General features: G+C 38.0%; 21 protein-coding genes and 1 riboswitch. Of the genes, 8 read left to right on the top strand and 13 right to left on the bottom strand.

The window, feature by feature from the left end:
* Nucleotides 1–344: 344 nt before the first annotated feature.
* A complete protein-coding gene (locus tag F4V44_RS15040; protein WP_150440842.1) occupies nt 345–578 on the top strand; it encodes a hypothetical protein in 234 nt (77 codons plus the stop codon).
* A 36-nt stretch (nt 579–614) separates the two neighbouring features.
* Here the strand turns inward: F4V44_RS15040 and F4V44_RS15035 are convergent, their stop codons facing one another.
* Nucleotides 615–1,487: a MurR/RpiR family transcriptional regulator gene (locus F4V44_RS15035; protein WP_150440841.1), complete on the bottom strand. Its 873-nt coding sequence runs from the start codon at nt 1,485–1,487 to the stop codon at nt 615–617.
* 343 nt (nt 1,488–1,830) lie between these two features.
* Nucleotides 1,831–2,058 (bottom strand): hypothetical protein, encoded by a 228-nt coding sequence (locus tag F4V44_RS15030; RefSeq protein WP_150440840.1) that lies wholly within the window; start codon nt 2,056–2,058, stop codon nt 1,831–1,833.
* Between the two features lie 287 nt (nt 2,059–2,345).
* Between F4V44_RS15030 and thiS the strand changes: the two genes are divergently transcribed.
* From thiS to F4V44_RS15005, 5 genes are read left to right on the top strand one after another with little or no spacing between them, the layout of a single operon-like run.
* Nucleotides 2,346–2,540 carry a sulfur carrier protein ThiS gene (gene thiS / locus F4V44_RS15025; RefSeq protein WP_150440839.1) on the top strand — a complete coding sequence of 65 codons (195 nt, stop codon included), beginning with the start codon at nt 2,346–2,348 and terminating at the stop codon, nt 2,538–2,540.
* A 5-nt stretch (nt 2,541–2,545) separates the two neighbouring features.
* Nucleotides 2,546–3,349 carry a sulfur carrier protein ThiS adenylyltransferase ThiF gene (thiF, locus tag F4V44_RS15020; protein ID WP_150440838.1) on the top strand — a complete coding sequence of 268 codons (804 nt, stop codon included), beginning with the start codon at nt 2,546–2,548 and terminating at the stop codon, nt 3,347–3,349.
* Between the two features lie 13 nt (nt 3,350–3,362).
* A complete protein-coding gene (locus F4V44_RS15015; RefSeq protein ID WP_150440837.1) occupies nt 3,363–4,145 on the top strand; it encodes a thiazole synthase in 783 nt (260 codons plus the stop codon).
* Nucleotides 4,146–4,150: 5 nt separating this feature from the next.
* A complete protein-coding gene (gene thiH / locus F4V44_RS15010) occupies nt 4,151–5,305 on the top strand; it encodes a 2-iminoacetate synthase ThiH (protein ID WP_150440836.1) in 1,155 nt (384 codons plus the stop codon).
* Nucleotides 5,306–5,318: 13 nt separating this feature from the next.
* Entirely contained in the window at nt 5,319–5,903 is a 585-nt protein-coding gene (locus tag F4V44_RS15005; RefSeq protein WP_150440835.1) for a thiamine phosphate synthase, read from the top strand.
* A 49-nt stretch (nt 5,904–5,952) separates the two neighbouring features.
* On the opposite strand, the gene F4V44_RS15000 is transcribed toward F4V44_RS15005, so the two are convergent.
* From F4V44_RS15000 to F4V44_RS14965, 8 genes are all read right to left on the bottom strand, one after another.
* Entirely contained in the window at nt 5,953–7,452 is a 1,500-nt protein-coding gene (locus F4V44_RS15000; RefSeq protein ID WP_150440834.1) for a nitrate/nitrite transporter, read from the bottom strand.
* Nucleotides 7,445–7,642, bottom strand: coding sequence for a hypothetical protein (locus F4V44_RS14995; RefSeq protein WP_150440833.1), 198 nt, complete (start codon nt 7,640–7,642; stop codon nt 7,445–7,447). Before F4V44_RS14995 ends, F4V44_RS15000 begins: the two co-directional genes overlap by 8 nt.
* Nucleotides 7,632–8,159, bottom strand: coding sequence for a Rieske 2Fe-2S domain-containing protein (locus F4V44_RS14990; RefSeq protein ID WP_150440832.1), 528 nt, complete (start codon nt 8,157–8,159; stop codon nt 7,632–7,634). The genes F4V44_RS14995 and F4V44_RS14990 overlap by 11 nt, the downstream gene beginning before the upstream one ends.
* A gap of 11 nt (nt 8,160–8,170) precedes the next feature.
* The gene (locus tag F4V44_RS14985; protein ID WP_150440831.1) at nt 8,171–8,731 is read right to left on the bottom strand and encodes a 4Fe-4S dicluster domain-containing protein; all 561 of its coding nucleotides are present in this window, start codon (nt 8,729–8,731) and stop codon (nt 8,171–8,173) included.
* Entirely contained in the window at nt 8,732–10,900 is a 2,169-nt protein-coding gene (locus F4V44_RS14980; RefSeq protein ID WP_150440830.1) for a molybdopterin oxidoreductase family protein, read from the bottom strand.
* On the bottom strand, nt 10,887–11,969 hold the full coding sequence (locus F4V44_RS14975; protein WP_150440829.1) for a hypothetical protein: 1,083 nt from the start codon (nt 11,967–11,969) through the stop codon (nt 10,887–10,889). Before F4V44_RS14975 ends, F4V44_RS14980 begins: the two co-directional genes overlap by 14 nt.
* A gap of 225 nt (nt 11,970–12,194) precedes the next feature.
* Entirely contained in the window at nt 12,195–14,582 is a 2,388-nt protein-coding gene (locus tag F4V44_RS14970) for a polyprenyl synthetase family protein (protein WP_191090700.1), read from the bottom strand.
* Between the two features lie 423 nt (nt 14,583–15,005).
* Entirely contained in the window at nt 15,006–16,394 is a 1,389-nt protein-coding gene (locus tag F4V44_RS14965; RefSeq protein ID WP_150440827.1) for an amino acid permease, read from the bottom strand.
* A 139-nt stretch (nt 16,395–16,533) separates the two neighbouring features.
* Nucleotides 16,534–16,612: riboswitch (glycine riboswitch) on the bottom strand.
* Nucleotides 16,613–16,867: 255 nt separating this feature from the next.
* Between F4V44_RS14965 and F4V44_RS14960 the strand changes: the two genes are divergently transcribed.
* Nucleotides 16,868–17,731 (top strand): YitT family protein, encoded by an 864-nt coding sequence (locus F4V44_RS14960; RefSeq protein WP_150440826.1) that lies wholly within the window; start codon nt 16,868–16,870, stop codon nt 17,729–17,731.
* Nucleotides 17,732–17,803: 72 nt separating this feature from the next.
* Here F4V44_RS14960 and F4V44_RS14955 read toward each other — a convergent pair whose 3' ends face one another.
* Nucleotides 17,804–18,385 carry a hypothetical protein gene (locus tag F4V44_RS14955; protein WP_150440825.1) on the bottom strand — a complete coding sequence of 194 codons (582 nt, stop codon included), beginning with the start codon at nt 18,383–18,385 and terminating at the stop codon, nt 17,804–17,806.
* A gap of 324 nt (nt 18,386–18,709) precedes the next feature.
* Between F4V44_RS14955 and sstT the strand changes: the two genes are divergently transcribed.
* Entirely contained in the window at nt 18,710–19,954 is a 1,245-nt protein-coding gene (sstT, locus tag F4V44_RS14950; RefSeq protein ID WP_150440824.1) for a serine/threonine transporter SstT, read from the top strand.
* Nucleotides 19,955–20,233: 279 nt separating this feature from the next.
* Here the strand turns inward: sstT and F4V44_RS14945 are convergent, their stop codons facing one another.
* Nucleotides 20,234–21,496 carry a Ger(x)C family spore germination protein gene (locus F4V44_RS14945; RefSeq protein ID WP_191090694.1) on the bottom strand — a complete coding sequence of 421 codons (1,263 nt, stop codon included), beginning with the start codon at nt 21,494–21,496 and terminating at the stop codon, nt 20,234–20,236.
* Nucleotides 21,493–22,587, bottom strand: a complete 1,095-nt coding sequence (locus tag F4V44_RS14940) for a GerAB/ArcD/ProY family transporter (protein ID WP_191090693.1) — start codon at nt 22,585–22,587, stop codon at nt 21,493–21,495. The genes F4V44_RS14945 and F4V44_RS14940 overlap by 4 nt, the downstream gene beginning before the upstream one ends.
* Between the last annotated feature and the right edge of the window lie 13 nt (nt 22,588–22,600).

Genomic DNA, 22,600 nt, shown 5'->3' with positions numbered 1-22,600 from the left:
AAGAAAACAAGTTCCCGTTCACATGCATCCACTAAGTAGAAAATCAAAGGTAAATTTTAGGTGCTTGTGAAATGAAAACATCCGGGAACATTTCAGAATCGCATTTGATTAAAATAGAATCTCTACAAAAAATTTTAATAACTAAATAGACGATAATATTCCCCTTTCTAAAAGAGTAATTAATATAATATTTTGAAAAGATTTTAAATTTATAATATACTCAATTTGAATATATGTAAATCATTTTTTTAAAAAGGGAATATTTAATTTCGTTGTGTTTCAAATTATGTTATTGTTATGTAATTATTTAAAATAGTTTAGATGGACTGAGAGAAAAAGGAGTTATGTACCTAGCAAAAGGCGGGAGAGCTGTAACTAGATTTAAAGATGAAGAAATCATTGAGAAGGTTACTGAGAACACAAAAAGGAATTTGAATATTGCTTTTGTGAATCTAGAATCAATTGCTAGACAGACTCATGTACGGTTTGATGATGAGGAGGACCTGAAAGTAAAACAGATAGCTGAAAGCTATCCTGTTAAAATAGTAAAACCCCCACCGCGATTTGGTAGGAGTTAACTGATATCTCTTTAAAAATGAGTATTGTTTTTAGTTTTAATAAGAAAAGACGACATTCTTTTCTATAAGGGTTTTCTCAAGTCTTTTCAACCTTTTAATTGCCTCTTCTGATGAGCGTTTTCCAATTTCAAGTACTAATGCCTCTATCAACGCAATAACAGGTACTACTGAAAATTGCTCTTTACTAACTTCTACTCTCAGTGTTGCCGACGCATATGAAATAATTGGACATGAGATATAGTCTGTTATCAAAATAATTTTATTGCCTAATTCATGGACTAGCTTTACTGCTTCAATAATTCGATTAGTGTAGGGTTCGAATGCAAAAACCACTAAGATTTCATCCTTTTCAAATTGTAAAATCCTATCATAAATAACTTCCGTATCATGGCTTAGTTGTCTTATTTTAGAATAAAATTCTCCAAGCAATGTTTCAAAATATAATGCAGTTGCTCTGTATGGTCGTGTACCTAAAATATTGATATGACTTGATTTTTCAATGATATCTATTACAATTTCAAAGTTTTCCATTAAATCAGCGTCTAATGATTTGTTTAATAAGTTAACTGATTCGTTCCAAACTTGTACTAAAGTTGTAGCTCTCCCTTCTTCTTTTTGAATTTCTGTCAAAAACTTCTTCTGTGTCCATCCTGAGTCGGAAGAAGTAATCGATTCATCGTAGACATCTTTTCGTAAGTCATTAAAATTCTCATACCCTAAGGCATTTATCGTACGCATCACAGTTGAAATCCCAACTTCGGCATTATCGGCAAGCTCTTTAACTGTAATCAATCCTATTGACTGATAATTTTTTAAAATATAATCGCATAACTGCCTTTGTCTTTTCGGCAAGGAATCTTTAATATCAACTATTTTATTAATTGTTTTACTTTGATTATCTATACTCATATAAATCCCCTTTCCGCCTTCAATTTGTAGGTTATCCATCAAATTAATTCAACTTAAGTCCATTATATCTCATATTCTAGAAATGGCTCAATTTATAAGGGAGTCTTATGAATGGCTCCCCTTCTTATAATACGACCGGCATGGGTGTAATCTCTAGGGTAAGAGTCTTATGAGCCAACTCCTGTCCAAAGAGTCGAAATCCCTAAACCTGACGGCGGTGTTCGCAATGCTGTTACTGCTTCCTGTTTAGCATATTCAGTGTAAACATGTCGAAACCTTCCTTATTAGACGTTGAAAAAGAACCCAATATAAACAATTGGGTTCAAGTAAATGTTAATCTATTCTATAAATCCCTATTTTTCACGAGATTTAACACACCAATAATAGCCTCTTCTGTCGCCTGCTCTTTTGTCTCTCCGAAGCCGTTATGACAATACCACTCCGCGTTTTCTGCAATCGCCACGGCATGCCAATGGCTGCCATTTTGGAAAATATCAACCAGCACACCGCATGCAGGATTGTCATAATGGTATCGCTCCGTCTTCTTTATTAAATCAAAATCAATTTTCATTGTGTTATCTCCTTTATTAAGTAACATTCCACATATAGGAGATATTTTTCTTCAGATAAACAATATCTATTCAAAAACAAAGGAATCCCAGACTCATTCTTTTCTTATAACCCAAACTTAGCAACTAAAAATTCGAATAGGACAAAACTATCATTGATTAATAGTCACTCTTTTTATATAATTATGATAATTATTAATAAAAACGAAGCACAAAATGGGGAGCACCACCGAAAGGGTGTTACCCTTTTTGTGCTTTTTTTTATGAAATTTTGGAAGGAAGTGGAAAAATGAAGGTAAACGGAACGCTAGAAACATTAGAAAAGAATCAAACTTTATATGATTATTTGACATTAAGAAACTTTGATTTAACGAAAATTGCCGTTGAATGCAATGGAAATATTGTTCCAAAGGCAGAATACAAAAATGTCATTTTGAAAGAAGAAGATACGTTAGAAATTGTTCGATTTGTTGGAGGAGGTTGAACACTATGAAAATAATCATCAATGGAAAAGAACAGGAAACGACTTATCAGACCGCATTCCAAGTAAGAGATAGTATAGGAAATTCTGATGATATCGTCATTCTAAACGGATTTCAAATGAATCAAGATTCATCCTTGGCTGAAAATGATATTCTTTCTATTATTCGAAAAGGCGTCATGCCAGATGAAGAAGAATTAGAAAGCATGATGATGGCTAGGCATACTCCCTATGTCCACCAAAAGGTAAAAGGAGGAAAGGTTGCCATCGCTGGTTTAGGCGGTCTTGGGTCTAATATTGCGGTTATGCTAGCGAGAATTGGGGTTGGACAGCTGTTTCTAGTTGATTTTGATATTGTTGAACCTAGTAATCTTAACCGACAAAGCTATTACGTAAGACATTTGGGGATGCCAAAGACAACCGCACTTAAAGAGCAACTAGAAGAAATTAACCCATTTATTACGGTAGAGACTAGAGACGCTAAAATTTCAGAGGGAAATGTGAAGGAGCTCTTTGAAGGCTACGATGTCATTTGTGAAGCCTTTGACAAACCGGATGCTAAAGCCACGCTGGTGAATACGGCATTGGAACAGCTCCCTGATTGTAAAATTGTATCCGGTTCCGGCATGGCAGGCTATGACAGCTCTAATTTAATCCAAACTAGAAGACCGATGAAACAATTATATGTATGTGGAGATTTAGAAAATGAAGCAAAGGTTGGCAGAGGATTAATGGCACCAAGAGTGCAAATTTGTGCCGGCCATCAAGCAAATATGATTCTACGTTTATTACTAGGACAAGAAGAAGTTTAGGAGGAATATGAACATGAAAGAGACATTAATAAAAGATCCATTAACGATTGGCGGACATAAATTTCAATCTCGATTTATTTTAGGGTCAGGTAAATTTTCACTCGATTTTATGAAAGCTGTTATTGAACATGGAGAGGCGGAAATTGTCACTCTAGCCTTAAGGAGAGCAAACACAGGCGGCGAAGAAAATATCGTCGACTATATTCCTAAAAATATTACGCTGCTTCCGAATACGTCCGGTGCAAGAACAGCAGAGGAAGCCGTAAGAATCGCCCGTCTTTCAAGGGAACTAGGCTGCGGAGATTTTATTAAATTAGAGGTTATTTCCGATTCAAAATACTTACTGCCTGATAATCAAGAAACGGTTAGAGCAACCGAAATGCTGGCGAAAGAAGGATTTATTGTGATGCCATATATGTATCCGGACCTTTATACAGCAAGAGCTCTAGTCAATGCTGGGGCAGCAGCGGTCATGCCTTTAGGTGCTCCGATTGGAAGCAATAAAGGTCTATGTACAAAGGAATTCATTCAAATCCTCGTAGATGAAATCGATTTACCTATTATTGTTGATGCAGGTATCGGCCGTCCGTCCCAAGCATGCGAGGCAATGGAAATGGGTGCTGCTGCGGTTATGTGTAATACAGCCGTTGCGACAGCAAATGATGTGTCCATGATGGCAAGTGCTTTTAAACAAGCAATAATAGCAGGACGTGAAGCCTATTTAGCCGGTTTAGGAAGAGTGCTAGATTTTAAAGCAGAAGCGTCTAGTCCATTAACAGGATTTTTGGAGGATTAAGGCAAATGAAAAGAAAAAAAGTCGACCATATGCAGTATCAGGAAGGAATGGAAATCATTCCATCTGATTTAATGGATAGAGTGTTAAAAACGGTAGAAACGTATGATTATAGTCTTTATACAGGACGTGATGTTGAGAGAGTTCTAGCCAAAGACCATCTATCATTGGAGGACTTTGGGGTACTTCTCTCCCCTGCTGCCTTGCCATATTTAGAAGAGATAGCCAGAAAAGGAATGGAGAAAACGAGGAAGCACTTCGGGAACAGCGTCACTCTTTTTACCCCTTTATATATTGCAAATTATTGTGAAAATGAATGTGTTTATTGCGGCTTTAAAGCAACGAATAAAATTCAGCGTGCTGTTCTTAACCCTAATGAGGCAGAGGACGAACTAAAAGCGATTGCCGCTACAGGTTTAGAAGAGATTTTACTTCTTACCGGTGAATCTCGTTATAAATCAGATGTAGAATATATCGGGAATACCATTAAGCTGGCGGCGAAATATTTCAAGACAGTCGGCATTGAAATCTATCCGTTAAATGTCGAAGAATATGCGTATCTGCATGAATGCGGTGCTGATTTTGTGTCCGTTTATCAGGAAACCTATAATCCTGATAAATACGAACAGGTTCATTTATGGGGATCGAAGCGAATTTTCCCCTACCGTTTTTATGCGCAGGAACGTGCTTTATTAGGCGGCATGCGCGGGGTTTCCTTTGGCGCATTGCTTGGATTAGACGATTTCCGCAAGGATGCTTTTGCAGCTGGATTACATGCAAAATTAATTCAACAAAAATATCCGCATGCAGAGATTGGCTTCTCCGTTCCGCGGATACGCCCATATATTAATAATGCAGATAATAATTCAAAAGATGTACACGAAAAGCAACTACTGCAAGTGATGATGGCTTACCGCTTGTTCATGCCATTTGCGGGAATTACGATTTCTACTCGCGAAAGAGCAGGATTCCGTGACCATACTGCCGGTATGGTGGCAACGAAAATGTCAGCAGGTGTGAATGTGGGCGTTGGAGGTCATGAAGAAGAACAAAAAGGCGACCAGCAGTTTGAAATTTCCGATGAAAGAAGTGTCAAAGAGGTCCACGACATGCTTGTACAAAAAGGACTGCAGCCGGTCTATACAGACTACATCAGAGTCTAGGCGGAAATCTGTTATGCTGATTCTTGTAACCAATCGGAAACTTTGTAAACAGGACTTTTTAGCACAAATAGATCAATTAGCTAAAGGGAAGCCTCATTCCATCATGCTTAGAGAAAAAGACTTAGAACTTGATGAATATGAAGCATTAGCCATACAAGTAAATGATATTTGTAAGCATCACAATGTACCGCTAATCATCAATCAAAATATTTCTGTAGCCAATAAATTGAGACTCACCAATATTCAATTATCTATGGAAAATTTGAGAAAATATCAATGTGAGTTGCAGTCTTTTAATAGAATCGGTGCTTCGGTCCATTCAGCAGAGGAAGCAAAAGAGGCAGTCTCGTTAGGAGCTACTCATTTAATTGCAGGGCATGTTTTTTCAACAGATAGTAAAAAGAGAGTTCCTCCAAGGGGAATCTCCTTTCTGAAAGATGTATGTGATTCAGTCAACATCCCGGTATTTGCGATTGGCGGAATCAAAAGATATCATGTTAAAGAAATACTAGCAACAGGTGCAAAGGGATATTGTATTATGTCAGAGGCAATGACTAGTCCTCACCCTGTACGGCTGGCAAACGACTTTCACAGCTGAATCAGATTATATATTTAAGGGACAAATGTTTGAGCATTTGTCCCTTTGCTTATGTTTCTTTAAAACTGGAAATGTCACTGAACATTCCAGCATACTGAACTACATCACCAGCATCATTTTTAATCGCACTAATGGTCAACCATTGGAGATATTGCTGTCCATCCTTGCGACAATTCCAAATCTCCCCTTGCCAGAATCCATTCTTTTCAATCGAATTCCACATATCCTGGTAAAACTCTTTTGATTGTTTTCCTGATTTCAATATACTCGGGTTCTTTCCGAGAATTTCATCTTCCTGATATCCAGTAATTTTTGTAAAGGCTGGGTTAACGGAAATGATTTTACCGCTCGTGTCGGTAACTAATATTCCTTCCACCGTATGATGCATTACTTCTTTTGCAAGCTGCATTTTTTCTTTGAAATACATCCAGATAACTAAAATCAAACTGGCAAGTGCCACTTCTGATAATGCCATAAAACCAATGGCATAATGGCCTGTTACATTAAACAACAGAGATAGAATAATTGGAGGGAAAAAACCTCCCAATCCACCCATTGCAGAGACAATTCCGTTCACAATTCCTGCCTGCTTTTGAAAATACAATGGTACCAATTTAAAAATAACACCATTTCCTATTCCGGCACAAAAAGCAATGGTCAAACAACCGAAGGAATACCATCCGATAGAAGGGGCAAACGAAAGAATCATCGCTGAAATGGTATAAACGCCAAAGGTGAACATAAGTAGAATGAGAGAATGGAAGCGGTCAGCGAGCCAGCCGCCGATAGGCCGCATAATTGTAGCAATAACGATAAACCCTGCCGTTCTTAGACCTGCATCAACCTTATCTAAGCCAAAGTTCGAAACAAGAAAGTTTGGCAAATAAATGGTGAAGGCAACAAACGATCCGAAGGTGATAAAATAAAATAAACATAGCAGCCACAGCTTTTCATTTTTGTATACACCCTTTATTTGCTCTATGAGGGGAGTTTTTACTTTCAGTTCCTTTTTATCACCTAAGAAAAAGTTTGCTATGATAAAAATAGCAAGTATCACAAGATAAATCTGAACAGTTGCTGACCAGCCAACATGTGTAGCAATGACTGGAGCGGCGAACGTTGATAAGGCTGTTCCCAGATTTCCCGCACCGTAAATTCCATTGACAAAGCCATGACGTTCTTTCGGATAATACTTGGGCAAAGAGGTTACTCCAACTGAGAAAATAGCTCCCCCCACTCCAAGAAATAATCCTCCAATGAGCAGATCTGCAAGTGAATCTGCCATACTAATATAATAAACGGGGAATAACAGCAGGATAAAGCTAAACAGGAATATCGTTCTGGCTCCAAATTGATTCGCATAGAACCCTAACGGAATCCTAAGGATAGAACCTAAAATTACCGGTACCGCTGTTACAAGCGCAAGTTGACTGTCAGGAATCACAATATCCTCTTTAATAAATGGCAGTAAGGAGGAGATTAATACCCAAATCATAAAACCGACGATAAGATTCATCGTTTGTAAAGGAAGCTGGATTTTTTTAATCATGTTCATCACGCTTTTCCGTTTTTTGATACACATATATTGCTAGAGGAAGCAAAATAATATTTAATCCCCCAAAAATGATTGTGTTTACATAATTTTCGTAGAAATATTGATGCACCATGAATTGAGTAAAAATAATATTAAGCATCAGTACAGCACAAAGAATGACAACACCTACATGCTTATTCTTCATAACGCTTCACCCTTACGGCATATATGGCACCATTTTCAACTTTCACTACAATCTCAGGAAGTGGTCGTCTAGGAGGCCCTGCTGTTGGCGCACCCGTCTCGACATTGAATTTACCATGGTGGCACGGACAAACCATTTCACCTTGATCCTTTACCCAAAAAACAGGACAGCGAAGATGTGTACAGGCATTTTGATAGGCAACGTATTTATTTTCAGCTAATCTGATTAGAAGTGCATCATCATGCTCTCCAGGGAACGTAAACTCAATCGCATCACCCACTGGTAATTTACTTACATCGGTAATTTTTTTATGTGGATACTCTTTATCTCCAAGTCCCATTAACTCTTTTGCTGCTACGGCTCCCCATGGCAGGGAAGAGACAGCAAACGCCCCAGCAGCTCCCGCTAACGTCTTCATGAATCCTCGTCTGTCAAGCTTTCTTTCATTATCCCGTTCTATATTATGTGTGTAATTATCTTCATTAAAAGGAATTTTATTATTCTTATCCGACGGCATCCCTATCCCTCCTAGTACAATTTTGTTGTCCCCTGTAAGATACCAGGAAGATTTACTTTAACATGCGTTTCCCCTTCCAAATACGGTAAGCTTGTCACCCATTTTTCATTATCGAGATTGAATTGTTTATTCTTGTTTTCAATTTCTCCATCAGTCAGCCATTGGATTGTATTTGACGGACACACACTCGCACACATTGGTGGAATATTGTCTTTTGTTCGGTCAATGCACAAATCACATTTATACATTAAGTTTTGTTCGGCATCAAACTTTGGTATTCCATAGGGGCAGGCAATGGTACAGTTTTGGCAGCCGATACATTTTTCAACTAGCGCTGATAAAACCGCTCCTGTTTCATGGATTTGGATTGCTTGGGCCGGACAGCTTCTTGCACATGCTGGGTTCACACAATGAAGGCACATAAGTGGCATTGTTTGCCGGTTAGCAAGTGGATTTACATCATATACATAGTTTCTATTACGTTCTTCATGACCTCCGCACTGTGTACATGCCGCTAGACAAGAACGGCATCCAATACAGTTTTCTAATTCTAAATACAGCCTCTTTTGCACTTAAAGCACCTTCTTTGTTTCAATTTTCTCTAGTTGAGCAGCACATGCTTTAAATTCCGGCATACGTGAAATCGGGTCAAGCGCAGCAATAGTCAATAGATTAATAGATTGTTCGCGCTCGAAATGGTACGGAACAAAAACAGTATCTTTTCGAATGGCTTCGGTTATTTTCACTTTATAAATCGCTTCACCTCTGCGTGTAAATAGGCGAACTCTTTCCTCATGCTCCAACTTATATGTTGCCGCTGTTTCTGGATGTACTTCTACAAATGGTTCCGGACACATGGCGCGCAGAAAGGGAATTCTTCTTGTCTGGTTCCCTGATAAATAGTGATATACCACACGTCCAGTCGTTAAGCACAGCGGGTAACTTTCATCAGGCTCCTCTGCCGGAGGGCGATATGGCAGTGCACAAATTTGCGCTTTTCCATCTGGATGATAAAATTTTTTGTCTAGGAACATATGCGGTGTTCCTGTATCCTTTTCATCCTTACAAGGCCAAAATACTCCGTCTTGTTTGTCAATTTTATCCCATGTAGCCCCATAGTAATCGGCATAGCCGCCTTTACTTGCAAGTCTAAACTCAGCTGCTATATCTCTTGTTGTTTTCAAATGCGAAAAGTATTTACCTTTACCTAGACGTTCAGCAAGCTCCACTTGCATTTGCCAATCAGGCTTTGCTTCACCAATTGGTTCTTGCGCTTTGTTAATTTTAATAATCCGGCCTTCGAGGTTTGTAACCGTTCCTTCATCCTCAGACCATGTGACAGAAGGCAGAATCACATCCGCAAATTCTGCAGAGTCAGATAAATAGAAGTCAGCACATACCATGAAGTCTAAATTTTTCAATGCGTTTCTGACGAAGTTTAAATTGGGTGCAGAAATGGCTGGGTTTGAACATAGCAGATACAATCCACGAATCGTTTTTTGATCCATTAATTCAAACATTTCATAAGCGGAAACACCCGGTAGCGGCATTTCCTCTGGAGTGATTCCCCATACCTTACAAACCTCTTCCACATGTTTAGGGTTTGTAATTTTTCTATAGCCTGGTAACAAATCTGATTTTTGACCATGTTCGCGTCCGCCTTGCCCATTTCCCTGACCAGTAAATGTGGCCACTCCTGCTTTCGGACGTCCGATTTTGCCTGTTACTAAAGCCATATTTATATAAGCCGAAACATTATCAACGCCTTTATGCTGCTGTTCACTTCCGCGGGCAAACATGACAATCGCATTCGGTGCTTTTCCGTAAATTTCAGCAGCGCGAATAATTTTTTCTGGGGCTACTCCTGTAAGCTGACTCGTATATTCAGGGGTAAATTCTTTCACAAGTTCTTTTGTTTCAGCAAAACCATTCGTATGTTTATTCACAAAATCTTCATCTGCATAACCGTTCTGAATGATTAAATTTAAAATTCCATTCGCAAGTGCAAGGTCTGTTCCCGGTTTTAAATCGAGATGGATGTCAGCCCTGCTTGCCAATGGGGTTTCACGAGGGTCAACGACAATGAGGTAGCCACCCCTTTCTTGTACGTTCCATACTCGAAACATCGATGTTGGATGGCATTCAGCTGTGTTGCTCCCTGCAATAAATAAGCAATCTGTTTCATGAATATCCGTCCAAGGCAATGTTGAGCCTCTATCTACACCGAAAGAACGAAGAAATCCTCCGGCAGCACTTGACATACAGAAGCGGCCATTATAATCAATGTAGCGTGTTCCAAGGGCAACACGGGCAAACTTCCCTGTTAAATAGCATTTTTCATTCGTCATTGATACACCACTGAAGACAGACAATGTATCTTTTCCGTAATTATCTTGAAGTTCAGTGAATTTTTTCACAATTAACTCATACGCTTCATCCCAGCTTGCTTCACGAAAGCCTTTTTTCGTTCCCTTTAGTGTTGCATCATCTCGAATAAGCGGTTTTAAAATACGATCATCATGGTTCGTTTGCTGGTAGGCTGTAACTCCTTTCGGGCACATTTTCCCAACTGTAACAGGCCAGTCATAGCGGGGTTCAACCCCAATAATTTTATTCGTTTGTGTATTAACCCTTAAGTTCATGCCACATTGCATACCACAGTATGCACAATGCGTTTTTACCAATTCTTCGTTTGGATGTTTCATATTCTCTATTGCTCTAAAAAACTTATCCCTTTGCATTCTGGTTTGCCTCCTTAACTTTTACTTCGTGGGTAGGAAAACCGGAAAATTGAGCAATCCGATACTTTCTTCGGCATGGAATGCATAATTCCGCAAGATGATAACCTTCCTGCGTTTGAAATTCAATTTCGTTCACTAGAAGAACCTCGATAACGTCGTTTAATTGTTCTACTGACACAAATTCATCTCCACAAACCTTGCATTGCTTCATTGATTGCTCCGCATAATGCTCTCTGTAGTTTCTTGTCAGAACACTCATCGGGCGGAACGGAATATGTGCAAGCTTACCAAATGGAAGATAAATCAATGTAATAATGACTGACCATTGGTGTATCAAAGACATGACTGGCTGCCCTGCACCATGTAAAAAGATATTCATAAATGTTAGCGCCAATCCTGTAACGCTGACCAATAACAGCATATAAAGCGGAAGAAAGTCATATAGAAATTTTTGTTCTGCTCTTGCCTGCATATTTTTCAACCGGCGGTATATAGCCATGCAGACTCCTAATATCACCATTACAGCTGAAATGTTCAATGCGTTATAGGATAGATTAGCAACGATTCCTTCAGCTGGTACAGTCATGATCTGAATTCCCATTAAGATGATATTGTAGTAGCCATTGTCATCCATGGTAAAATACATCCATCCGAAAACAAGGGGAAAGGTTACTAAAATAGCAAGAACACAACCCCATCCGATTAACATATGCTGTATCCATCGATAAATTCCCCTATTCCAGATGAATCGGTAAGTGGCAAGGTGCTCTACAGATGTTTTCACTGTTGATTTTCTAAATAGTAGTTTGATGCCTTTATTGATAAGGACCTTTGTCGGCGGTCTCTCGCTCCAAGCGATAAATCGATAGAAAAATCCCCCTAGAAAGACGATTGTCCCAACCATATAGCCATACAGATTTAAATCGACATGTGTAAACATTCTCGTACCAATAAAAGATAAAACTGCTAAACCGCAAATGGCTATAAACATTGATTTAGCAAAGCGGGATGCAAAAGCATGATCGATTGATTTTTCCACTTTTTTATTTATTTCAACTTTTGTCTGCATGATGATTCGTTCCCCTTTTTCCAAAAGATTTCTTATCTAATTGTTATTCCAACTAATTCCAAACAATTCCATAGCTTATGTAGAATTCGAGTCTAATTTTCCATGAGGTATTTCCTTTCATAACAACATTTAGACAGGCTCTGACCTATTTCATTCATGACTCCAAAATAAAAGACCAAAGAACATCAGGGTCAATCCTTGATGAATCTTTGGTCTTTAATAGTATTAATGATCCCGATTGACCATATAGTTCAACAAATGCTTCAAAAAACTGGTGTTTTGAGGAACCTCCTTTAGTGCTTCTGAAGCAAGGCAATACTGCTCCCACATTGTTTTTTTCGCCTCTTCGATTCCAAGGATAGTGACAAAGGTCGATCGCTGCTTTTCTGCATCACTGCCAACCGGTTTTCCTAGTACGAATTCATCACCTTCCACATCGAGCAGGTCATCTTTAATCTGAAAAGCGATACCGGCATGATAGGCAAATTTCTTCAAGATAGCAATTTCAGACTCCTTAGCATTGGCAAGAATGGCGGGCATGATTAGCGAAGCCTCAAATGCTATCCCGGTTTTATAAAAAGACATGATACTAAGCTCCTCCAATGTCAATATCTTACCTGCCGATTCTAAATCCATCGCCTGGCCCTCACACATATCTTGAACCTTTCGAGCAGAATATTGAATTAAAGATAGTACTGTCTTTACATCAAATGATTCTAGCGATGCCTGCTCCTCAACCGCCTTCTGGGTCAGAAATAGTCCGGTTAGCTCTGCTATAGATGTATGATAGACTTGGTGCAGTGTGGGTCTGCCTCTTCTAGTGGATGCATTGTCCTGGGAAGGCAGGTCATCAAGGATTAACGAAGCTGTATGCATATACTCTAATGATTGAAGCAGAGGTATGATAGCAGATTGAGATAATCCATATTCCTTAACCCCCATCGCCCATGCAATGATGGATCTCAAGCGCTTCCCATCACCAGAAAGACTGTAATTGGCCGCATCAATAATAGGATTTTTCAGTATCGCTGTCTTCTCGTTTCTCAGAATAGGCAGATAAGCATTGATATGATTACGTACCGTTTTAATCGTATCCCTAAATTCCTCCTGTTCCTTCCGTTCATTTTTAAGGAGGGTAATCATATGATCACGAAGCAATTTATCAAAAAAATCTACATCATCTGCTTTTTGCACCATTTTTTGAATGACACGATTAAATTTCGGAATACCTGAAGTAAGAAGTGTCATGATTTCATTATATTTCCCTGTTCCTATTCGCTCTTTAAACCGCTTCAAACCATTTATCGCACGGTCAAGCATCACTTCACAGGTCTTAGGGTCTGAGTGATAAACATTATGTATTAAGTGAAAAATAACCGTCCAATACAATTCAAAGGGGTTAATTAAATCAGGGCGTTTCTCATGATATTTCAAATAATATGTATAAGGAGTAACCGCTCCTTCCTTCATATCCCCAAACATATCGGCAAAATCATCAGCTAGCTGGTTATATATTCCGTAATAAAACGTTCGGCTGTCATAGCCCTCATCCATTGGAGCACTGATGATGGAACGAATGATTAATCTTGAGGAAGCAGCTTTTAAAATGATTGGCAAGAAGATTTCTTCATTCGTGTAATGTTCATTGGATAAATCCTTATTACGATCCTCTTCCTGTGATTGATAAAATACATAGGCCTGTTCAAAAAAACGTGTTCTCGTTTCTTTTCTCTGATTGGCTTTAATATATTCAAAGGCCTCTCGCAACTCTTTGTGAATAAAGCGAATATAATCTGCGTTTTTTCCTCTCCACTCTCCTAGTTCCGGTACTGAACCTGTGGTAAGAGTAATCCGTATCAAATTGGAATATTTTCTTTTCTCATCAGAGGATAATATTTTAGAATCAAGAAGATCATCAATGAAAGGATAGGTAAGACCATAGCAATAGCCTAACCGTATCGCTCGATCTAGTTTTTCGGTACGTTCTTCAGGAGATTCCTGACCACTCATCTCTTCAAGCTCAAGCATAATGACACCGGCAATGATTTTTATCAGTTTTCGCTGGGCATGTTCCGCATGAAGGCCCTCTGGTATATTTTCAGATACCATTTTTAGTTTTTGAACCAGCCAAATCATGGCCAATTCAACGCCTTCCTTCTGGGCTATCCGATAAAGACCTGCCATGTTGTATGTATCAGAAGAATCTTCCTCGTCTTTCGTGTGTGTAAGGTGTTCTTTCAGACTTTCCACCACATCTTGAATCTTTTTCTTTACAGCGCCTGACTGAAGACTTTTGCCTAAATCTCTCAAATAGATATAAGATATACTGCGGTCTAAATAATCATCAAGTTTGCCCGTGTAATTCAGCCATTGAATATAATGACGATATCCTTGTAAAGTCTCTTTACCCCTTTTGCGAGAAAATAGCGATAATATTGAATAATGATGAATGTGATTCTGCTTCCAAGCTTGAAAATCCTTTGTCAAGGTTGGAACATAGGCTTGTTGCATAACCTGCTCAGATAATGTCTTAAAATAATGAGCAGCCTTCTGCCCGGCCAACCGGTAGCACTCATCTGCATTTATTAGGAGCTCCTCATTCATATCACACATTCCTTCTATTAAATATGTTCTTTTATATGTATGCTGACTCTTCTGAAACAAACACTGTCATATTCGTCCATGTCTATTAAAAAAGCTTTATTAGCAAACAATGTTGATAAGCCTGACTTTTGACTCATCCGTGAGAAATGGACATTTCTCACGCCTTTCAGCTATGCTGAAAGGTTGCTGTATGGTTATGAAATGACAGAAGAAAAGGCCTTTTCTTCTGTCATTTCATAACCATACAGCTTTAGATGAGTCAAAAATCAACAATGTTAATAGACAAAGCCATTCAAAATAACAAGCACAGCTTCTTTCATCTCAACATACCATCTTTCATACTAGAATGGAAAAAAGAAGCTCTATTAGTTATTTGAGCTTCTTTTTTCCATTAGATATAGTTGAAAGAAGGAGAGCAGCCTCCTGCTTTTATTATGCAATTGTGCTTGTTTCTATGTCCTTTTCATTTGCGTGATTGTTAAACTTTCTCTTTCTTAATGCGTAAGCAATGAATAATAGGATAAACCATACTGGGGTTAGCAGTAATGCTAGTCTTGTTGCTTCAGCGAGCAACATAATGATTAAAATAAATACAAATAAAGCAAGTACGACATAGTTAATAAATGGTGCTAACGGTGCTTTAAAGGTTGACTTTTCTCGCAAATCCGGACGTGTTTTCATATATTTTATATGAGAAATTAATATGATGCTCCATACCCAGATAAAACAAATCGCACTAATGGTTGTCACTATGCTAAATGCCTGTCCCGGAATAAGTTTACTCAAAAGAGCACCAATCGAAACGACAATCCCTGATGTAAATAAAGCACTACTTGGTACATGATTTTTATTTAACGCCGAAAATTTTGCTGGTCCTTGATTGTGACTGCTCAAATTATAAAGAATTCGACTCGTTGAAAATAAACCGCTGTTACATGCTGAAGCTGCCGATGTTAAGACAACAAAGTTAATGATTCCGGCTGCAACTGGAATCCCTACTAAACTAAAAACCTGAACAAAAGGACTGCTCGAAGCACTCAACTGTTCCCATGGATTGATACTTAAAATAATAACTAATGCTCCTACATAGAAAAACAAAATTCTCAGAGGAATTTTATTAATAGCAGATGGAATATTTTTTTTCGGGTCTGACGTTTCTGCTGCAGATACCCCTACTAATTCAACACCAACAAAGGCAAATACAACCAGTTGAAAGGATAGTAAGAAACCTGATATCCCATTTGGAAATAAGCCGCCATACTCCCAAAGATTTTTGACTGAAACTGTTCCTGTTTCAGTTTGGAATCCAATAAACAGCAAAATGACTCCAATAACAATTAATGCAAGAATCGTAATTACTTTAATGATGGCAAACCAAAACTCTAACTCTCCAAAAAGCTTAACGGTTAATAAATTCAGTCCTAATAAAATGATTAAACAGACTAAAGCCGGTATCCATTGCGGAATATTGAACCAATATTGTACATATACCCCTACAGCGATGATATCTGCCATGGCTGTCATGATCCAACAAAACCAATAAGTCCAGCCGGTTACATAACCTGCCCATGGCCCAATATAATCAGCGGCAAAGTCCGTAAAGGATTGATACCCTGCATTCGATAAAAGCAGTTCCCCTAATGCCCTCATGACAAAAAATAAAGCAATTCCCACGATTAAATAAGCCAATATGATAGATGGGCCTGCTAATTGTATGGCTCTTCCGGAACCTAAAAATAAACCTGTACCAATCGTACCGCCAATCGCAATAAGCTGTACATGTCGATTTTTCAGATCCCTTTTTAATTCTTGCTTTTCCATTTTACATTCCTCCAAATAATCATCTTAATTAACGGAATTGGTATTCTTCATGTGAATACATGAACAAAAGGAAAGCAAAAAAAGAGATTGGTAGCTTCCCAATCTCTTTAAACGTAAGAATAACAAATAAAAGTATATTTATTACTCTTCTGTCCTTTTGCCTGAGATTGTGAACCCTTCGGCGTCGCATATTATGCGATCTCTCCAGAAGCCGCTCATGCCATAGTACTACCCATAGCAATCATAGCCTGCTAATATATTTAAAATCTATTATTGTACAATAATTAGAAATTCTATCAGCAACATCTAATTTAGTCAATAATAATATTCAGATCTTTGCTTTTTTCACAAAACATTCATTATTATTTCTTTCATAATATAATCTTTTTTTCATATGCTAATTGTATGAAAGTATTACTTACAAAATATTGAAATGACTGATTTTTTTTAGTGTATATGGGGAGAAACATTATATGGTAAAGACACATTCATCTTGGATAAAAAATATTGGACTCATCCTCTTTGGCAATACGCTTTATGCCTTAGCCGTTACCGCCTTCATTCTTCCTAATAGTTTGATTACAGGAGGGACGACTGGACTAGCACTTGTTTTCTATCATCAATTTGGTATTCCTGTTTCTATTTTCGTATCTGTTTTCAATATTGCTATGTTCATTCTTGGGGCCATCATCCTTGGTAAATCATTTGCGCTTACTACTTTAATCAGCACCTTCTATTTTCCATTTATTCTTGGTATTTTTGAAAATGTCACGATGCTGCAAGAGGTGACAAACGACAGGCTGCTCTCAGCCATTTATACTGGGATTATCATTGGGGTGAGCATCGGAATCGTCATCAAAGCCGGAGCATCAACAGGCGGTATGGATATTCCACCGCTTGTCTTGAATAAAAAGTTTGGGATTTCCGTTTCTCTGTCCTTATATGCCTTTGATTTCTTGATTCTGTTAGCACAAATGCTTTTTGCCAATAAAGAACAGGTTCTATATGGGATTTTGCTCATCATGATTTATACCGTTATATTGGACAAGGTCCTGATTTTTGGAAAATCACGTATGCAGGTAAAAATCATCAGCAATAAATATGAAGAAATTAATACAATGATTCTACAGCATTTAGATAGAGGCTCGACATTGATCCATGCTGAAACAGGCTATCGTCATGACAAACGCTTAGTCGTTCTAACCATCGTCTCTAACCGTGAACTCACGAAGCTTAATAATCTTGTCCTTTCCATCGATCCGCAGGCTTTCATGATTATTAACCAGGTAAATGAAGTCAAAGGACGTGGATTTACGATAGATAAATCGTATGAATAAAGTAAGGTCTAGTTTATAACGAAAAATAGGAGCAATCATTTAGACTGCTCCTTATTTTAGGAAGTTATATAGCTATTGAGTTACTTCAACCTTATTTTCACTGCCGTTCGATTTGGACCAAACTGCCCATCCGAGTCCAATGTTAAATAGCCCCCAGACTACGGCAAATAAATACTCAGTATATGGAATAAATGTCATAAGTACTAAAAGAATCATTAATGCCCCGCCCCATCTTGGCAGCACCTTGGCCCTCAGTGTAGCAATTCCAAATAAAATATACCCCAGGTTCATAGCAATCATCATAATGATTCGGATCGGTACAACGGGACCTGGAAGATCCTGTTCTAAAACTTGTGGATCCTGTAAAGCAGTGTTAACAAATAAGGAAATCATCACCATAGTGCAGACGAGTATATTTCCTAACGTAGTAATAAAAAAACCAATAAATCCAAGTATACCCGCTTTTTCCGCTTGGTATAGATAGATTCCAGCTGTTCCGATGATGATAAAGACAGATCCTGTTACTCCACCAATGATAAGAGCCATCGTGTTATCTGTACCCCATACTAATTCTAACGGTGTCATCAATAGCCTGCATATACCCCCAATTACAGCCAACAGCCCAAGCCAACGGATAGCATTAGATAACGTCATCCCTTCACCCCCCTAGAAGTATCCTTATAATTGTATTATTAAAACAAGTTAATATTCTGAAAATCTATAACTAAAAGATGAAAATAATCATTTCATGAAAAGCATTTCAATACATTCATTGTTTTGTTAATTATTACCTCTAGAATAGGCTGTGCTTAATTCTCAGGTCCGTATTTATCTTAAAGTATAAATATCCAATATTTTAATATAATAATTTGTTTCACAATTTACAATCTTCGTGTTAAACTAATACTTAGAAAAAATCCACCACAGAGAAACAACTGTATTTTCTTGGTAGACTTATATAATGACGGAGGAGAACATATGAAAGATTTACTGCTTAAATGGAATCAAATCAGCTTGGTTAAACGAATCCTTGTCGGTTTGGTACTTGGTATTGTTTTTGCTTTAGCAATCCCCGATGCCACAGCATGGGTGTCAATATTTGGTTCCTTATTTGTTGGCGCTTTAAAGGCCGTTGCACCAATTCTAGTCTTGTTCATCGTTATGAATGCCATCTCACGACATAAAAGCGGCACACAAACCAATATGAAATCTATTATTGTCCTATATGCTATAGGTACGACTCTAGCAGGACTTATCGCAGTCTTGGCGAGCTTTATGTTCCCAGTAAACTTAACCCTTACAACTGGTGCCGAAGACTTGACTCCTCCCGGGGGAATTCTAGAAGTACTTCAAACATTACTGTTTAACATTGTAGCAAACCCAGTAGATGCTATTATCAATGCCAACTATATCGGAATTTTAGCTTGGGCCATTCTTCTTGGTATTGCCTTAAGAAATGCTTCCAATTCAACGAAGGACATGCTGGGAAATTTCTCAGATGCCATCTCTACATTAGTAAAATGGGTTATTAACTTAGCTCCACTAGGAATCATGGGCCTCGTCTATGATGCCATTGCAACAAGCGGACTTTCAGCTTTACTTGGCTATGGACAATTACTTTTAGTACTGCTCGGATGTATGTTCTTTGTAGCACTTATTGTAAATCCTATTATCGTATACATCTATACTCGTAAAAATCCATATCCACTTGTTTTCAAATGTCTTAAAGATAGCGGGCTTACCGTGTTCTTTACTCGTAGCTCAGCTGCAAACATTCCAGTCAATATGCGTTTATGTAAGGAGCTCGGTTTGGATGAGGATACGTATTCTATTTCCATTCCATTAGGCGCTACGGTAAATATGGCTGGGGCAGCTATTACCATTGCTGTTCTAACATTAGCTGCTGTTCACACATTGGGGATTGAAGTTGATTTTGCTACAGCTGCTATTCTTGTCATTCTATCTGCTGTATCTGCTGCAGGTGCTTCAGGTGTTGCTGGTGGATCGCTTTTACTTATTCCTATGGCTTGTAGCTTATTCGGAATTTCAAACGATATTGCGATGCAGGTCGTGGGGGTTGGTTTCATTATCGGTGTTTTACAAGATGCTTGTGAAACGGCACTTAACTCATCTTCTGATGTACTATTTACAGCAACTGCCGAATATGCTAAGAAGCGTAAAGAAGGTAAGGCATTTACTATCAACACGAAGAAAGTCGGTTAATATCATCCGCTCCTTTTATACTTTTAAACACATAACAACCCCATCCGCAAACACCGTTTTGCAGATGGGGTTGTTTGTTATTTCTGAGCTCTATTCGATATTATCTAAATCCGTACACTTATTTAAGACTAACCAAAAAAGACAGTCCACTTATCAAACCGCCAACTAAAACCATACCAAATGCCCCTAATAGGTTCTTATCTTTGATTAAGTAATAAGCGTACCAAAAGCTATAACATGAACCGAATAATACAACCGCCCAAAATAGTATGTTCATTTTTAATCAATCACCTTTTCTATCTCAGATTCTCCAAATTGTTTACCGAATCCGGTAATATTTAGATCCACTGTTATATGAACATCAGCAAAAGGATATCTTTTATTGTTCCAGTCCCATTCTTCATATTCCTTGACGGTGCTAAATAAAGGTCGAACATACAAAGACCAGTAAAAAGGCTCTGTCTTAAACTCCCTTTGTGTTTTTTCTATCAGTTTTTCCGCATTTTCCTTCAGTTTTTCTTCCAGTGCTAGTTTTAACTTTTTTTGATTTTCTAGATTCTCCGCATAATTAATCATACTAGGAATTGATAAGATTTTCATATCAAGCGGATAGGTTACATTTATTTTTGGCGGACCATTTCGCAGTTTTACCTCTATTTTATTTTTATTCGTTTTCCTAATTCTCACGGCTATTTTATACCTTTTATCCAACGGATCTGGAAAGCTGGAGAATAAATCCCTTATGTTTGCCGTATTATCGAGTAATCTGGCTATCCTTGTTTCTTCGCCCGATAATTTACCAATCATTTTTCCTTCCTTAAATACAGCCGAACCGATGAGCTGCACAGGGTTTCCTCCTTTTTTTGGTACTTGACCTGCTGTGTATTGATCTTCGTCTTGAAAGCCAGCGTTCGTATTCTTATTGTAGGAACCGTACATGGCGAGAAAAAGATCGGCATCACCGTCTGTAATAGCAAAAAAACGGTTAATCGTTGATTCTGGAACTAACCCCGTTTCGGTTGCACGGTCGATCAAAAATTGATAGTACCGGTGAGGTCTTATCATCATCTCGGGTTTATTTTTTGCAATGAATTCGGAAGCTTTTCCTTCTGTAACAATAATGCTCATTTCCCTTCGCACCTCTCTATCTTTAAAGGCTGTAGACAGTAGTCGATAAAAAGTCTCTGTTTTAGCCAAGTCTTCAGAAACAATTAATACTTTATTATGGGTAAATGAAATTTCCCGTGTTACAAATGAATTGGCCATGTTTCTGGCGGTTACAAGATCCGGTGCAGTCAAGGATACAATCTCCTTCAGCTCTGATCCTCCCGAGGAAGAAGCTCCTTTAATGTTAAGTTTAGGATTGGAAAATTGAAACGTGACATCAATCGCTTGTTCCTTTTCTATATCAAGCCCTGTGGGTAGATCCAGTCCAATGGCCATGACATATGAGCGCTCTTCTACCTCCTTTTTATCCCAACATCCTGTTAGCAGAAGAACCAGCGATAGTAGGATAAGAAATGAACCTTCTTTTCTTTTCATCCAGCCCTTGCCTCCTTTATTTTTGCTGCGACCCATAGCAATGGAGGCAAAAATAAAATTAGGTATTTAAAGTAGACTAATGAATTCGTTCTGATATGAAAGATATTGTTCTCATTGTTTTCGGGTATCATGCCGATGACGAAGATGAGAAAGGTCATCGGCATGATTGTATGTTCGAATTCTTCAATTTGAAACAGAAAACCGAATATTTTACTTACTAAATAAATATAGATGATAAACTTCACGAAAACCCCTACAAGCCAAATCGTGATAAAAAATGTCTCGATATTGGTAATATTTCTTCCTAAAGAGACGAATCGAATCGCCTCGTTATAAGGGAAGGTAATTTTCTCTATACTCCTGTAGTCAAAAATCCAAATATAGGATAAGTACAGCAAAGTCATTAAAAGAACAGTAAATAATAAAGAACTGTATAAACTCCTTGTATATGTTTGATGATTCTTCACAAATGGATACATCATGGTATATATAAACACGTCTCCAAATATGGATGTGTAGTTAAAGCTTGCTTTTACAATTTCCCACTTACCAGTACCGAACAAGGGAAACATTCTATTAAAAGCAACCTCTTTAAACATGAGAAAGAATAAGATACCCAATCCAATAATTAAATAAGGATAGGTCGTCCATGCAATGGCCCCCAATGTTTCCCATCCCTTTTTTGCTCCCCACATACAAAGTGTTAAAAAACAGATATACAAAATGAATAAGGGTGTAGTCGGAAAGTTAATCGTAATCAATTGAGTGATATAACTTCTTGATTCTGTTGCTGTATTTAGTAAGGTGAAGCCAAACATAAGAAACGCAATGACAAAAGTAAATGGTTTTCCAAGTGTAAGCTGGGTAACTTCCAATATGTTTTTGCATTGGTACTTTTTTAATACACTATTTAATAAGAGCAGAGAAGGAATACTAAACAAAAAAGCGCCAATGACAATCATCCATGCCGCATTCAGCCCATCTTTAAACAGCAAGACCGTAGTCATGTCCGTACTTTTTAACCCTATTGTAATAGAGACAATAGAAAAATACTCTAGAAATCCTACTTTGTCTTTTTCGTAGTCACCCACATCAATCACCTAA

It is taken from the genome of Niallia endozanthoxylica (genome assembly GCF_008710145.1).
GTDB classification, from domain to species: domain Bacteria; phylum Bacillota; class Bacilli; order Bacillales; family Cytobacillaceae; genus Bacillus_BD; species Bacillus_BD endozanthoxylica.
The sequence above is the reverse complement of the archived record's forward strand: the minus strand, read 5'-3'. Positions and strand labels throughout refer to the sequence as shown.

Coding starts and splice junctions, on each gene's coding strand:
- F4V44_RS15040 (WP_150440842.1), top strand. CDS start 345: ATGTACCTAGCAAAAGGCGGGAGAGCTGTAACTAGATTTAAAGATGAA.
- F4V44_RS15035 (WP_150440841.1), bottom strand. CDS start 1,487: ATGAGTATAGATAATCAAAGTAAAACAATTAATAAAATAGTTGATATT.
- F4V44_RS15030 (WP_150440840.1), bottom strand. CDS start 2,058: ATGAAAATTGATTTTGATTTAATAAAGAAGACGGAGCGATACCATTAT.
- thiS (WP_150440839.1), top strand. CDS start 2,346: ATGAAGGTAAACGGAACGCTAGAAACATTAGAAAAGAATCAAACTTTA.
- thiF (WP_150440838.1), top strand. CDS start 2,546: ATGAAAATAATCATCAATGGAAAAGAACAGGAAACGACTTATCAGACC.
- F4V44_RS15015 (WP_150440837.1), top strand. CDS start 3,363: ATGAAAGAGACATTAATAAAAGATCCATTAACGATTGGCGGACATAAA.
- thiH (WP_150440836.1), top strand. CDS start 4,151: ATGAAAAGAAAAAAAGTCGACCATATGCAGTATCAGGAAGGAATGGAA.
- F4V44_RS15005 (WP_150440835.1), top strand. CDS start 5,319: ATGCTGATTCTTGTAACCAATCGGAAACTTTGTAAACAGGACTTTTTA.
- F4V44_RS15000 (WP_150440834.1), bottom strand. CDS start 7,452: ATGATTAAAAAAATCCAGCTTCCTTTACAAACGATGAATCTTATCGTC.
- F4V44_RS14995 (WP_150440833.1), bottom strand. CDS start 7,642: ATGAAGAATAAGCATGTAGGTGTTGTCATTCTTTGTGCTGTACTGATG.
- F4V44_RS14990 (WP_150440832.1), bottom strand. CDS start 8,159: ATGCCGTCGGATAAGAATAATAAAATTCCTTTTAATGAAGATAATTAC.
- F4V44_RS14980 (WP_150440830.1), bottom strand. CDS start 10,900: ATGCAAAGGGATAAGTTTTTTAGAGCAATAGAGAATATGAAACATCCA.
- F4V44_RS14975 (WP_150440829.1), bottom strand. CDS start 11,969: ATGCAGACAAAAGTTGAAATAAATAAAAAAGTGGAAAAATCAATCGAT.
- F4V44_RS14970 (WP_191090700.1), bottom strand. CDS start 14,582: ATGTGTGATATGAATGAGGAGCTCCTAATAAATGCAGATGAGTGCTAC.
- F4V44_RS14965 (WP_150440827.1), bottom strand. CDS start 16,394: ATGGAAAAGCAAGAATTAAAAAGGGATCTGAAAAATCGACATGTACAG.
- F4V44_RS14960 (WP_150440826.1), top strand. CDS start 16,868: ATGGTAAAGACACATTCATCTTGGATAAAAAATATTGGACTCATCCTC.
- F4V44_RS14955 (WP_150440825.1), bottom strand. CDS start 18,385: ATGACGTTATCTAATGCTATCCGTTGGCTTGGGCTGTTGGCTGTAATT.
- sstT (WP_150440824.1), top strand. CDS start 18,710: ATGAAAGATTTACTGCTTAAATGGAATCAAATCAGCTTGGTTAAACGA.
- F4V44_RS14945 (WP_191090694.1), bottom strand. CDS start 21,496: ATGAAAAGAAAAGAAGGTTCATTTCTTATCCTACTATCGCTGGTTCTT.